Source organism: Youngimonas ophiurae (nom. illeg.) (genome assembly GCF_049803795.1).
Taxonomy (GTDB): Bacteria; Pseudomonadota; Alphaproteobacteria; order Rhodobacterales; family Rhodobacteraceae; genus Thalassobius.
Genome location: NZ_JBNAGJ010000002.1, coordinates 274,250 through 286,388 on the forward strand (window position 1 = coordinate 274,250; position 12,139 = coordinate 286,388).

Annotated in this window: 15 protein-coding genes and 1 tRNA gene; 6 read left to right on the forward strand and 10 right to left on the reverse strand. The window is 58.1% G+C overall.

The features are described from left to right. Positions 1-7: 7 nt before the first annotated feature. On the reverse strand, positions 8-568 hold the full coding sequence (gene petA / locus ACP15O_RS05775; protein WP_425095097.1) for a ubiquinol-cytochrome c reductase iron-sulfur subunit: 561 nt from the start codon (positions 566-568) through the stop codon (positions 8-10). Positions 569-862: 294 nt separating this feature from the next. On the opposite strand from petA, the gene ACP15O_RS05780 reads away from it, so the two are divergent. Continuing rightward, a complete protein-coding gene (locus tag ACP15O_RS05780; RefSeq protein ID WP_425095098.1) occupies positions 863-1,516 on the forward strand; it encodes an outer membrane beta-barrel protein in 654 nt (217 codons plus the stop codon). Between the two features lie 39 nt (positions 1,517-1,555). Here ACP15O_RS05780 and ACP15O_RS05785 read toward each other — a convergent pair whose 3' ends face one another. Then, positions 1,556-2,158 carry a glutathione S-transferase gene (locus ACP15O_RS05785; protein WP_425095099.1) on the reverse strand — a complete coding sequence of 201 codons (603 nt, stop codon included), beginning with the start codon at positions 2,156-2,158 and terminating at the stop codon, positions 1,556-1,558. Positions 2,159-2,212: 54 nt separating this feature from the next. After that, positions 2,213-2,836, reverse strand: coding sequence for an FMN-binding negative transcriptional regulator (locus ACP15O_RS05790; protein ID WP_425095100.1), 624 nt, complete (start codon positions 2,834-2,836; stop codon positions 2,213-2,215). Positions 2,837-2,972: 136 nt separating this feature from the next. Between ACP15O_RS05790 and ACP15O_RS05795 the strand changes: the two genes are divergently transcribed. Next, on the forward strand, positions 2,973-3,404 hold the full coding sequence (locus tag ACP15O_RS05795) for a hypothetical protein (protein WP_425095101.1): 432 nt from the start codon (positions 2,973-2,975) through the stop codon (positions 3,402-3,404). Between the two features lie 26 nt (positions 3,405-3,430). Here ACP15O_RS05795 and mtaB read toward each other — a convergent pair whose 3' ends face one another. Together mtaB and dapF are read right to left on the reverse strand one after the other, a co-directional pair. Further along, complete coding sequence (gene mtaB, locus ACP15O_RS05800) at positions 3,431-4,690, reverse strand: tRNA (N(6)-L-threonylcarbamoyladenosine(37)-C(2))-methylthiotransferase MtaB (protein WP_425095102.1); 1,260 nt, start codon at positions 4,688-4,690, stop codon at positions 3,431-3,433. Further along, positions 4,687-5,517: a diaminopimelate epimerase gene (gene dapF / locus ACP15O_RS05805; protein ID WP_425095478.1), complete on the reverse strand. Its 831-nt coding sequence runs from the start codon at positions 5,515-5,517 to the stop codon at positions 4,687-4,689. Before dapF ends, mtaB begins: the two co-directional genes overlap by 4 nt. A 172-nt stretch (positions 5,518-5,689) precedes the next feature. On the opposite strand from dapF, the gene ACP15O_RS05810 reads away from it, so the two are divergent. Continuing rightward, positions 5,690-5,765 (forward strand) — tRNA-Lys (locus ACP15O_RS05810). 448 nt (positions 5,766-6,213) lie between these two features. Here ACP15O_RS05810 and ACP15O_RS05815 read toward each other — a convergent pair. The 5 genes from ACP15O_RS05815 to ACP15O_RS05835 all read right to left on the reverse strand — a co-directional run bounded on the left by ACP15O_RS05815 (position 6,214) and on the right by ACP15O_RS05835 (position 10,045). Further along, the gene (locus tag ACP15O_RS05815) at positions 6,214-7,725 is read right to left on the reverse strand and encodes a DUF927 domain-containing protein (RefSeq protein ID WP_425095103.1); all 1,512 of its coding nucleotides are present in this window, start codon (positions 7,723-7,725) and stop codon (positions 6,214-6,216) included. Next, complete coding sequence (locus ACP15O_RS05820; RefSeq protein ID WP_425095104.1) at positions 7,718-8,629, reverse strand: DUF7146 domain-containing protein; 912 nt, start codon at positions 8,627-8,629, stop codon at positions 7,718-7,720. The genes ACP15O_RS05815 and ACP15O_RS05820 overlap by 8 nt, the downstream gene beginning before the upstream one ends. Then, positions 8,622-8,879: a hypothetical protein gene (locus ACP15O_RS05825; protein ID WP_425095105.1), complete on the reverse strand. Its 258-nt coding sequence runs from the start codon at positions 8,877-8,879 to the stop codon at positions 8,622-8,624. Before ACP15O_RS05825 ends, ACP15O_RS05820 begins: the two co-directional genes overlap by 8 nt. Continuing rightward, complete coding sequence (locus tag ACP15O_RS05830; RefSeq protein ID WP_425095106.1) at positions 8,876-9,088, reverse strand: helix-turn-helix transcriptional regulator; 213 nt, start codon at positions 9,086-9,088, stop codon at positions 8,876-8,878. The genes ACP15O_RS05825 and ACP15O_RS05830 overlap by 4 nt, the downstream gene beginning before the upstream one ends. A gap of 144 nt (positions 9,089-9,232) precedes the next feature. After that, on the reverse strand, positions 9,233-10,045 hold the full coding sequence (locus ACP15O_RS05835) for a hypothetical protein (RefSeq protein WP_425095107.1): 813 nt from the start codon (positions 10,043-10,045) through the stop codon (positions 9,233-9,235). Between the two features lie 509 nt (positions 10,046-10,554). Between ACP15O_RS05835 and ACP15O_RS05840 the strand changes: the two genes are divergently transcribed. The 3 genes from ACP15O_RS05840 to ACP15O_RS05850 are packed head-to-tail and all read left to right on the forward strand — an operon-like array spanning position 10,555 to position 12,130. Then, complete coding sequence (locus ACP15O_RS05840; RefSeq protein WP_425095108.1) at positions 10,555-11,097, forward strand: hypothetical protein; 543 nt, start codon at positions 10,555-10,557, stop codon at positions 11,095-11,097. Beyond that, entirely contained in the window at positions 11,067-11,942 is an 876-nt protein-coding gene (locus ACP15O_RS05845) for a Mu transposase C-terminal domain-containing protein (protein WP_425095109.1), read from the forward strand. Before ACP15O_RS05840 ends, ACP15O_RS05845 begins: the two co-directional genes overlap by 31 nt. Further along, positions 11,942-12,130, forward strand: coding sequence for a hypothetical protein (locus ACP15O_RS05850; RefSeq protein ID WP_425095110.1), 189 nt, complete (start codon positions 11,942-11,944; stop codon positions 12,128-12,130). The genes ACP15O_RS05845 and ACP15O_RS05850 overlap by 1 nt, the downstream gene beginning before the upstream one ends. The last annotated feature ends 9 nt before the right edge of the window (positions 12,131-12,139 follow it).

Genomic DNA, 12,139 nt, shown 5'->3' on the forward strand with positions numbered 1-12,139 from the left:
GCGCTCCTTAACCCAGTTTAATGGTGGTTGCGTCTTCGAACGCGGCGACAGGCACGTCCAGGTTCCGCGGGGCCGGGCCCTTGCGGATACGGCCGGCGGTGTCATAGTGCGACCCGTGGCAGGGGCAGAACCAGCCGCCAAAGTCACCCGCACCGTTACCGATCGGAACGCAGCCCAGGTGGGTACACACGCCGATCATCACCAGCCATTCGCCAGCTTCGTCCAGGGTGCGGTTCGCGTCGGACGCGTCCGTATCGGGCTTGTTCGCGTTCTGCGACAGCGGGTCGATCAGGGTGGCGCTGTCATCGGCGCGGCCCTGAGCGATCTCTTCCTCGGTCCGGCGGCGGATGAAGACCGGCTTACCCAGCCATTTCACCGTCAGCTGCGTTCCGGTTTCCACACCCGACACGTCAACGCGAATCGAGGACAGAGCCTGCACATCGGCGGAGGGGTTCATCTGATTGACAAGCGGCCAGACGGCGGCACCCGTCGCCACAGCACCGGCGCCGGCGGTGGCGTAATACAGGAAATCCCTGCGGGTGCCTTCGTGATCTTCTGCGTGGGACACGAGGTTTTCTCCATTCTTCGGCCAAAATCGGCCTATACGACGTGGGGCCGCGTGTTGCGCAGCCTTTCCGTGGCGCTATTTAGCCGGGGATTTGCGTTCAGTCCAGCAGACAATGCCGCGCAGGGGTGCCCCATTTGCAACAGGTGCGCATGTGTCGCGCTTGTTGTGTGGAAATTCGGGTCATATGTTCCGATCTGTAGCCTTGTAATTTTCATCCCGCACCGGCCCGAGTCGCATATATCTGCGTCGCATATATCTGCTCCATCAGGGCCGCAGCAAAGAACGGACCGACAGATGTTTAGGAAACTGATCGTCGCTCTGGCTGCCACGACCGCCATGGCCGCGCCTGCAGTCGCAGAGATTGAAATCGACCTTTACCTGGGGGGCGAACAGCCCGGAAACAGCAGTATCAGCGGCTCGGACCCGGCGATTGGCGGGTTTGACGCCGATATCGACTGGCGCGGCAGATCCAATGTGATGCCGCCCTACTATGGGATGCGCGCCGTGTATTGGCGCCCCGACAATCTGGGCTTTGGCCTGGAGTTCAGCCACAACAAGGCCTACGCCCCCGATGCCGACATGGCCGCCACGGGGTTTGACCGGCTGGAATTCACGGATGGGCATAACCTGGTCACTCTGAACGTGATGAAACGCTGGCCCGGCAAGTGGAACCGCTGGACACCCTTCGTGGGGGCCGGCGTGGGCGTTGCCATTCCGCATGTGGATATTCAACCAACGGGCGGAGCGCACACGCTGGGCTATCAGGTCACCGGCCCTGCCATCCGCCTGCTGGCAGGCGCACGTTATCAGATCAATGACAACTGGTCGTTCTTTGGCGAATACCAGTTCACCTGGTCCGACAATGACGTGGACCTGGACGGCGGCGGCACGCTGTCCACCACGCTGACCTCGAACGCATTCAACATCGGGATCGGCTACGCGTTCTAGACGTCGCGCACCCAAGGCCCCCGCGGGGGCCCTTGGGTCTCAGGCCGGGGCCGAGGCTGTCATGCTGGCGCGGTCGGAAAACACCGCGTACCAGTCGTCCAGCGCGCCGCGCCCGGCGCGCCAGTTGCGGGCTCCGTGGCGGAAATCCAGGTATCCCAGCGCGCAGCCCACCGCGATTTGCCCCATGTTCAGCGGCCCATTCAGGTGGCTGATCCAGCGTTGCTCAAGCGCGTCCAGCGCGCCGCATACCTTCTGCCATTGCGCCTCGACCCATTCGCTGTAGATCAGGTGATCGGGGCGCACCCGGCCCTCATAGACCATCAGCACAGCAGCATCCATCAACCCGTCCGCCGTGGCCTCGAGTGTCAGAATTTCCCACAGCGATTCGCCCGGATAGAGCCCGGCCCCCGCGCGATCATCCAGATACCGGCAAATCACCCGGCTGTCGTAAATCGCAGGCCCGTCAGAGCGGATCAGCGCCGGGATTTTGCCGATCGGGTTGGCGGCGCGCACCTCGGACGGGGTGGCAACCGGGGTTGTCATTACCTCGATCAGTTCGATGTCATCCACCTGCCCGGTTTCGTGCATCACAACATTGACCTTGCGCACAAATGGCGAGGCCCCGGAATAAATCAGTTTCATGTGTCCCTCCTATGCTCCGCGCTTAACGGTAGGGCGCGGGCTGGGCGCTGTCCATCATTCAGACCCCGGAGGCGCACGCATCAGATCGGCCAGGGCGGCCAGCTCCATCCCGATTCCGTGCTCGGCCACCACATCGGCCACGGCCAGACGCGCAAAATCCGGTTTGTTCTGCGCCAGTTTCCACGTCCCCTGCACATCCGCGATATTCAGGCAGCAGGGCACGATCATCCGCATCAGGCGCGCCATCTGTTCGTCCGAGACCTTCTCCGCAGTCCATATCGGTTTCGGCAACAGCTGCTCTTCGAAGCGCAAAGACAGCCGATCCAGCACATCCCGCAACCGATCCTGGGCCAGCCTCTGCACGGGGCCGGCCAGATGCACCGCCACGTAATTCCAGGTTGGAACCTGATCCTCCAGCCCGTACCAATCGGGCGAAATATAAGACCCAGGCCCCTGCACGAAAATCTTTCCCGGCAGCCCATCGCCCAGAGCCCGCGCAATCGGATTCGAACGCACCAGATGAAACAGCACCCGCCCGTCTTCGATCACAAAGGGCACATGCGCCATCAACGGCATTCCATCTGCCCCCGACACCGCCAGCGTACCCACCCCGGCCTGGGCGGCAAAAGCCAGGTTTCGCGCCTCGGTCTGTGTGTGAAACACGGGGTTTGGATGCATTGGGGGCTCCTTTGGGTTCCGGCACCGGAGGCGGCTGCCATAAACATATCGCAATTCAGCTGGCTGAACACATTCAATACTTGCAAAAAGACACCGGATGCGCTCATTCAGGCGCAATCGTACTATCGGAGACTGCATGATGCGCGTACTTAAGATCATTTTCGCCCTGACCATGGCGGTGTTTGTGGCTGCCTGCACCGGAAGCGGCACCTCGGGCCGGGCCACCATTCTGGCCGAGGTGGAAAAAGCCGAACCCAACAGCATTTATGTCTATCGTGACACCGGGTTTGCCGGGTCTGGAGCACTGATGGAGGTTCTGATCAACAATCAGAAAGCCGGCACTATCGGAATCAAGGAATCGCTGAAAACCACCGCCAGCAAAGGCCAGAACACGCTGACAGTCCGCTATACCGGCCTGGCCTCGTTTAACACGCCCGGCACCCTGACCTTTGAAAGCAACGGAACCACGCCGAATTTCTTTGTCGTGACGCAAAAGCAATCCCTGATGGGCGCAAAGATCCAGGTTGCGGAAACCACGGCGGGCTCGTTCGCCAATTTGCTTGAGTGATACAGCTTGCGGGCGTGGCTCGGCCGTTACGCCCGCAGACGATCCCCGTCACGGCCGAAAATCACGGCCTTGACGATGGCACCTTCGGTTTGCGGATCGGTGAAATGCACCTCGGCAAACTGTTCGGTCCGGCCCATCAGCGGGTTTTCCATCAACACGTTATGACGGCGTCCCTGCTGGCGGTCCAGATGGGCATCTACCCGCCGCTGCCCCGCCGCGCGCAAAGCCGCCGCCCGCGCTTTGATCAGCCGCCCCTCGACCTGAGGCATCCGCGCCGCAGGCGTGCCTGGGCGCGGGCTGTAGGGGAAAACATGCAGCCAGGTCAGCTGGCATTCCTCGACCAGTTTCAACGAGTTTTCGAAATGCGCGTCGGTTTCGGTGGGGAAGCCCGCAATGATGTCCGCGCCGAATGTCATGTCGGGACGCAGGCGGATTGCCTCCTCAGCAAAGCGGATCGCATCGTCGCGCAGATGGCGGCGTTTCATCCGCTTCAGGATCAGATCATCGCCGTGCTGTAGCGACAAGTGCAGATGCGGCATCAGGCGCGGCTCGGTTGCGATGGCCTGCATCAGGTTTTCATCCACCTCGATGGAATCAATCGAGCTGATGCGCAAACGCGGCAGATCCGGCACCAGTTTCAGAATCCGCATGACCAGATCGCCCAGCTGCGGCTGCGCGGGCAGATCCGCCCCCCAACTGGTCAGATCGACCCCGGTCAGCACCACCTCGTTAAAGCCCTTATCGACCAGCCGTTTGATCTGATCGACCACCACACCGGCGGGCACGGACCGAGAATTCCCCCGACCATAGGGAATAATGCAGAAGGTGCAACGATGATCGCAGCCGTTCTGAACCTGCACATAGGCGCGGCTGCGGGTGCCGAACCCATCAATCAAGTGCCCCGCCGTTTCGGTGACGGACATGATGTCATCGACCTGCACGCGCTCGGTCTGGCCAATGAAATCGGGGCCCATCGCGGCCCACGTTTCCGGCTGCATCTTTTCGCTGTTGCCGATGACCACGTCGACCTCGTCCATATTGGCGAAGGTTTCGGGCTCGGTCTGGGCGGCGCAGCCGGTGACGATCAGACGGGCCGAGGGGTTTTCCCGGCGCAGCTTGCGGATTTCCTGACGCGCTTTGCGCACGGCCTCGGACGTCACGGCGCAGGTGTTTACCACCACCGCGCCCTCGATCCCGGCCTGCTGGGCCAGATCCTTCATCGCCTCGGTCTCGTACGCGTTCAGACGGCAGCCAAGCGTGGTGAAAATGGGCGGTTTGGCAGTCATATCGAGGCCAGGAATTCAGGCGTCAGCTGCGCGGTAAACACATGCATCGTGGCCCCGGTCATCCAGACGCCATCGGCGCGCCAGTCAATCCAGATCGTGCCCCCGTCCAGATCAATCCGCACCTTGCGCCCGGTCAGCCCGCGCCGCGCCGCCGCAACCGCCGTCGCACAGGACGACGAGCCCGAAGCCAGCGTGACCCCCACACCACGTTCCCACACCCGCATCCGCAGATGATCGGGGCCAATGACGCTGGCGAACTGCACGTTGGTGCGTTCGGGGTACAGCGGGTGATGCTCAATCTCAGCGCCGCGGGTTTCCAGATCCACCGCCTCGGCATCGTCCACGAAGAACGTGCAATGCGGGTTGCCCATGCCGGTGGCCGTGGGCGCGCCGTCAATCGGCAGCTCCAGCGTATCCATTTCGCGGGCCAGGGGGATTTCATGCCACATGAGCTGCGGCTGCCCCATATTCACCGAGGTCAGCCCGCCCCCCGCGTCCACCGCATACAGATCGCCGCGATCGGTGGTCAGATGCAGGCTGTCCTTGCCAGTCTCCTCGAACAGATAGCGCGCAATGCAGCGCGTCGCATTCCCACACGCCGCCGAGGGCGATCCGTCCGCGTTATAAAACACCAGATGCGCATCGCCCGCGCCCTGTTCGATCACCGCCAGCTGATCATAGCCCACACCCTTGTGCCGATCAGCGATTGCCACCACCAGATCGGCAGGCAAAGGCACGTCCTGCGCCCGCGCATCCACGACGACAAAGTCGTTGCCCAGCCCATGCATCTTCATGAACGGCAGAGTTTTGACCACATGGTTTTCCATCGCGCCGATATACGCGCGTTTCCCGGACGTTTCCAGACCGACCCGCAAGTTTGTTCCCCCCGCCGCCCCTTGTTTTATTGGACCGGGCCGACAAAAATCGAAAAACTTTCAAAAAGGCGGCTTTTTTGGGTTGACCCTATGGGCGTCTGTTTCTAGAAGCTGCCTCCACAGTGGGCCGTTAGCTCAGTTGGTAGAGCAACTGACTTTTAATCAGTGGGTCGTAGGTTCGAATCCTACACGGCTCACCACTGAAATCAATAACTTAGCGGATTTGAATTCGTTGCCCCGTTTCTAGTGGCTACCACGGGGCTACCACGCTTTGCGATTTCGCACCACTTCATGCATTTGCGGGAAGCAGTATGAAATCCCCGCGCCCCGCAGGGGCAAGCGGCACCGTCGCGCCAGCTTGAGGCCAAACAGGATACCATGAAGAACAAGAGGCGATTTGGGCAAATCGGTGGGTGACATATTGTCCCCAAGGCTCAGGAGTTTGCCGGGTCACTTCAAAAAGCCTGTAACTTCTGTAACTTTGTTACCTGTATATATAACCTATTGTTTTTATTTGTTTATATTTTCCTTCACTAGTTACAAAAAAGGTTACAGAAATATTGGGCTGTTACACCTAACCGATTGATTTAATTGTATAAGTATTTTTGAGACACCCCCCCTTTCAACTTTGCACGCGAAAAAATCTCATTACCGCCGCCGGTCCCCTGATCCACACGCGTGAACTTTTTGTACCCCCTGCCCATGGGCTTTTTTGCCTGACACTGGCCACGCGCAAACAAAGCTATGGTGCGCGGTCGGCACCCAAACGCACCTAACCCCCAGCGAGGTAGCAATCTCACCCGCAGCTGCGACAAGGGCAAAGCGATCCGCAACCCTACGCACTTGGCCATCAGACCCCGGCGGCAAAGCAGATTGAACAAAGCCTTTGCGCAGATCGGCAAGCTTTTCCCGGTATTCCGCCAGATCATCAACCAAAGCGGCCACAAACGCCCGGCCAGCGGTGCCATAGAACGTATTGGCGGATTTTTTCAGGCGCTGGGCAAAGCTGGCTGGATCAACTGCACCGTGGGTATCCTCGAATAGCCCCATGCCAGCGCCAGCATCGGCCCGTAGATCAATGACTCTGACCTCCATCCCAGCCGCGATACGTCCACCACCTTCCTTGATCTTATCAGCGAGGGCGATCTCACCATTGCTCAGAAACAGAACACGCCATTCCAGAACCTTGCGGGCCTGTCCTTCGCGCCCTGCGCGGGCCTTGCCCTTGCCGTTGGCAAGCATATAAGCCGCAGCGCCTGCTGCCTTTGGGTCCACCTGTGACAATTCATCAAGGCACAAGACGCTGTCACAGGACATGCCCGCCACGCTTTCCAGCGCGTTGTCAGTCGCCCGCCAATGGCGCACAAAACCCTGTGTGCCACCGCCACCCCAAACCGATCCGGCCACTGTTAAGGCAGTAGATTTCCCAGAAGATGACGCGCCACGAAAGTGGAAGCCGCCACCGTCATCACCGGACAGAGCCAACATGGGAGCCGCGAACCCAGCGGCAAGGGATAGAACAAGGCGGGAGTTGCCCAGCGCTGGGCTTGCAACTTCTGCCTGCCAATCTGACAGAGTGCCCGCGACATTAAAGGCGTGGTCAGGTTTTTCAGATGTTTGCAACAACACCCGCTCACCATCATCTGCCACACCTATTGCGCCATCGGGTAGCACATAGGTTTCCCCATGCCAGCCAATACGAGAAACACACCGCGCGCGGCCATCAGGATCGGCGCTTTGCAGATATTCGAGAACCCAAGCCCGCGCTTCGCGGCGCGGCTCAATTTCGCAGCCAAGACGTAGCAGCTCAGCCCGCAAGGGTTCGCCTGACCCGGCGAACAAGGCCGCAGGCATAGCCCACCGATGCACGACCCCATCCCGATCCAATACCTCGACTTCGCGGCCCCAGTCTTCGCCGTCTTCATTCCGCGTAAGGGCCTGCACCCAGACAGGTGACATAAAACGCACCCATGTCGTCTTTGTGCCTCCGTCATCGGCTTCACGCTCGACACGCCGATAGGTGCCAGTTTCATCTACCTTGAACGGAAAGGGGCGTTTGATCTTTTTGCGCTGGGCCTTTCCGCTCCGCCCAGCGCCTGATTTTGACTTTGCTGCCTCGACCGCATCGTCTACAGCGGATTTGATGTCCTTTTTACCCATGGGTGTCACCCCGCAGCACATCATTGAAATCAGCCCCGTTGGCTTGAGGTGCAATGATCGAGACTGCGCGCCCTTCTGCCTCAAGTCTTGCCGCTGTTTCTTCAGCTGCGGCCAAGCCCGCCGGGTCATGGTCAGCCGCGATAACGACAACCTCAGCGATCGGAGGGGGCGGCAAAATCAATCCCTTGAGGCCAGAGGTCGATAGCGTAGCCCATACAGTCAGGCGTGACGCGACACCGATGCTCAAGGCAGTCTCTATGCCTTCAGCCAGTGCGATCACGCGCCGATCTGGCCCAAAGCGAACGGAGCCGCCGCCGCATGCACCCAGCATCATTTTTGCGCCACCTTGGAGGTCCGCTTTGTCTGAGCCGTCCGGGCGCAGGTATGTACGGTGGATCCCCATGGGTTTGCCATCCGGCCCGCGCAAACGGGCAATCATCGCGGGCAGATTTTGCTTTGTCCGCGCGTGAGGCAATGCCGCATGGAAGCGCAGCGTGTGGCGCATTTTGTGCCATTGCGCCTTGATCCCGCGACCCTCCAGATAGGATTCCGCCGGGGTGCCTGAGATCGGTACCGCTTGGGAAAAGAGGTCATCGCAATAGCGTTGCGTCTTGATTTTCTGTTTGCGGCGGCTTTCGCGATCACGCTCAATTTCAGCTGGGGACCGCTGCAAGCTGTGCCCATGACCTTGAACAATACCGCGCGCCCGCAGTTCCGTGAAAATGTCAGGGGCTGAGCAACCAGCTTTGTGGCAGGTCACAAGAGTTCGACCAGCCGAATCCTTCACAGACAGCCCGCGTTGATCCCGCCGCCCTTCGGGCTGGCAAATCGGGCACGGCGAAAGGCCATAGTTACTACGCCACTCGCCGCCCAATGCCTTAACGATGTCTTGTGCCTCACTCATCTTGCGCACCCCCAAGGATCGGCAAGGTGGCTTGCTCGTAGCGGCAGATAAGACCCTCAATCTGCTCGACCGAGCGCACAAAAGCATCCCAGCGGTTCAGGGCATCAATAGCAAAACCCAGCTTATCCAGCGTGGAGAGGTCATGCCGTGACAGATCAAGACGGGCATGGTGGCCTTGGTCAGCCTGAGAAAACGAAATTTGCCCGTTTGGCGCGCACAGGACTTTCACAGGTTTGCGATTGACGGTCATTGGCCAACCTCCTGAGAAGTGGATGCGACACGGCGCGCCTCGATCCATTCCCGCACGTCTTGAACGCGATAGCGGACGGCCCGCCCCAAGCGCACCATTGTGGGGCCATCGCCCTTGACTGCGGCAACCTCAAGGAAGCGCCGCGACAAACCGAAACGGGCTTCGACTTCGGCCCGCGCCAGCAACTTATCAGCATCATTTTCTTGCATATTCTTGCACTCCGTTTCGTTTGAACGTGAGTGCAAATTGCGTTCGCCCAGCGCTGGGCTGCCATTCATTCAAACAGCAACCTTTTCAATTGAATCCAATGGGTTCAATTGAAAAGAATGTCATTAGATTGAATTGACAAACCGTCAGAGGGCGCGCGAAATTTCCCGCTTGTCCATCTCAACTACGATTGAATTTAAAGCGGACCTTTCATCCGTGGCGATGTAGGCGGATTTCGCGCTGCTAAGATCAGGGGAACGCGGCAAAATCTCCAGATTCAACTGCTTCAAGGCTTGCTTAGCAGAACCGTTTTTGGTTCCGCCTGCCTTACGCAGAGCAAAATATATCGGTTCAATTTCATCCCAGTGATGCTGATTTGGCGAACTCCCCTTCTTTCGCCCCTTTGGCTGCACGTCTGGCGGATTGACCAGATCAGATACAAGTAATGCGAATATCTTTTCGTTTTCACTGCGCGGGCTACGTTCATAGGTTTCGCCAAAATATGCGCTGTGGACTTCCTTGAAAAATATGCTTTCCAGAGCATCCAACGGACGCCCCCAGAAACCCCAGTCGACTATCGGCTTGTTGCCGTCATAGGTGTCATCCAATCGAATGAATGAGTTCCACCCCGGCAAACGAGGCTTGAGGTAAATCGCCAAGATTTGGTGATCGTACAAATGGCACCAATTGAAGCCAAACGACGAAATTCCCAATTGGGCATAGTCATTAAGATCAGCTGGGCCACCCACGAAAGATAAGCGGTCTTCAAGTCGCTCACTTGCCGTGATTTCTCTCTGATAGCTTTCATCCGAATTTCGGGGGCGAAACTCTGGCGGAACTTTTGACACACTCAGCTTCTGAATCGTGCTTTCGCGCCACCGCAGAATATCGCGCCTCTTGTGCAACAAGGCGCTGCCAAGCAGACGCAAGCCATCTGGGTCTAGTTCTATCTTGTCCATATCGCCCTCGCATGGCGCTCGCACAAAGTTCATGGGCGGCAAGCTGGGTGCGAAATCCAGCCTTTCAGCCGCTAAACCTAATCAACGCTTAGATCGTATACTGCCATTGATCACTGGGCTTTACGCAAGGCTCCGTCCAAATTCCAATTTTCAGGAGATCAGCTACAAGCTTAGAGGGGAGTTGCGGCGGCATCTAAGTTTCAGTGTTGGCGACGATATCAATCCCCAGTTCGTTTATTCTAGTGGTCAGCGACGGGCAACGGGTCTCGCCTTTCTGATTGCGGTGAACCTTTCCATGGCATGGAGCCGTTGGGCATCGGTCTTGCTGGATGATCCCGTCCAGCACATCGATGATTTTAGGAGCGTCCATCTCTCGGAGCTCCTTGGTCAATTGGTTCGTGAGGGCAGACAAGTGATATGTGCGGTTGAAGATCCGGCGTTGGCGGATCTTCTGTGCAGGAAAATGCCAGTAACCAGTTCAGGTGCTGCACGTAGGATTACTCTCGGCGATGAACCAGGCCGAGCTTTACGCCATTTTCAATGGTGCAGACGCCGCGCGGAAAGAGTTCGCCCTCTCTGCCGGAGGAATATCCAAACAATTCGCGATGGATAGGATCGAGTTTGATGAATGCGAAGTTGATCTCTTCACATATTTCACCAATCTGGGCATCTACGATCATCTTCCCAAACACGTTCAGGAGAACCTCCCGCGCGGGCGCCGGTGGATTTGCGCTGCGATCGATACCCGCACACGTGTCATCTTAGGTATTCGGGTAGCAGCTAAACCCTGTGCGGAAGAAGCTGTCAAATTGCTGCGAATGGTTGTTCGCGACAAAACGGACATTGCGAAGGCGATGGGCGCAGAGTCGCCTTGGCCGTTTCACGGCGGTTTGGGCATGGTTGCCTGCGATACCGGATCGGCGTTCGTAAGCGACGAGTTCATCTCAGCTGTGACAGCGCTTGGCGGAATAATGTTCTTTCCACCGGTGAAGATCCCAGAACTTCGCGCCGGATCGAGCGGGTGTTCGGCACAATCAATTCCAAGCTACTGACCCGGATCTACGGGCGTGCTTTTCACAACCCGAAGGCTCGTGGCGACTATGATTCCGAGGGGCGCGCCGTTCTCGATGACGACGAATTGGCGCGAATACTGACGATCTTCTTCGTCGATTTCTACCACCACAATCAGCACACGGGGTTGGATTTCAAAACGCCGGCAAATTCCTGGTTAGAAGTAGAAGACAAATACTACGTCAACGCGCCACCAGATCGGCACACTGTTCGATCTGCCGTCGGTATTGAGATGCAGCGCAAGCTCTCGAAACGCGGAATCGACGTCTTCGGCAACTATTACACCTGTCCCGAGCTGCAAGCCTTTTGGCATGCGTCTTCAAAACGGCAGATGCGCATCAGGGTAGATCCCCACGATATTGGTGCCATCTCAGTGCTGTTCGGAGAAATTTGGGTAACGGCTGATGCTTTGGATTGTGACCTCGACGGCGTTCACATGAGCAGTTGGGTCACCGAATTTCGTGCGATCAAAGCGCACAACAAAGCCGAAAGCGAGTTATCCAGCGACCTGCGGGACCGCGCATTGAAGAACATCGATGCAATTTGTCACAAAGCTGCGCTGCGTGCCGGCATTGGTCCCCACGACCTCACAAAAGAGCAGGTCCTCAAACTTCAGAAAGACTTGTTCCACGGGACCACTTTCAAGCCTCGGCCGGAGATTGGAGCACCCGTGGAGGAGCTTGGCCTGATGGGAACTCGCTTTGAAACGGCTACCGCGCTGGAAGGGTCAAAGCCTTCTCGAGAGCAGATTGCAGATGACGAAACAGATTCCAACGAAACATCTCAACCAATCACAAAACCGACTTGGAATTTGGAGGATAAATAATGTCACTGAAACAGCAGAAAGCGCTCGCCACGGGCAAGATCATCTCTGACCTGTGCGCCAAATTTGTGCCTCATACTCCCTTCTCTGACTTGCAAGACCAGTTCGATCTGTTGCTCTATCGACGTCGCGCCGAATTAGAGACAGGGCGCTCAAGCGAGGCGCGTGGCATCGTTTTGATCGGCCGGTAAATCGACAGC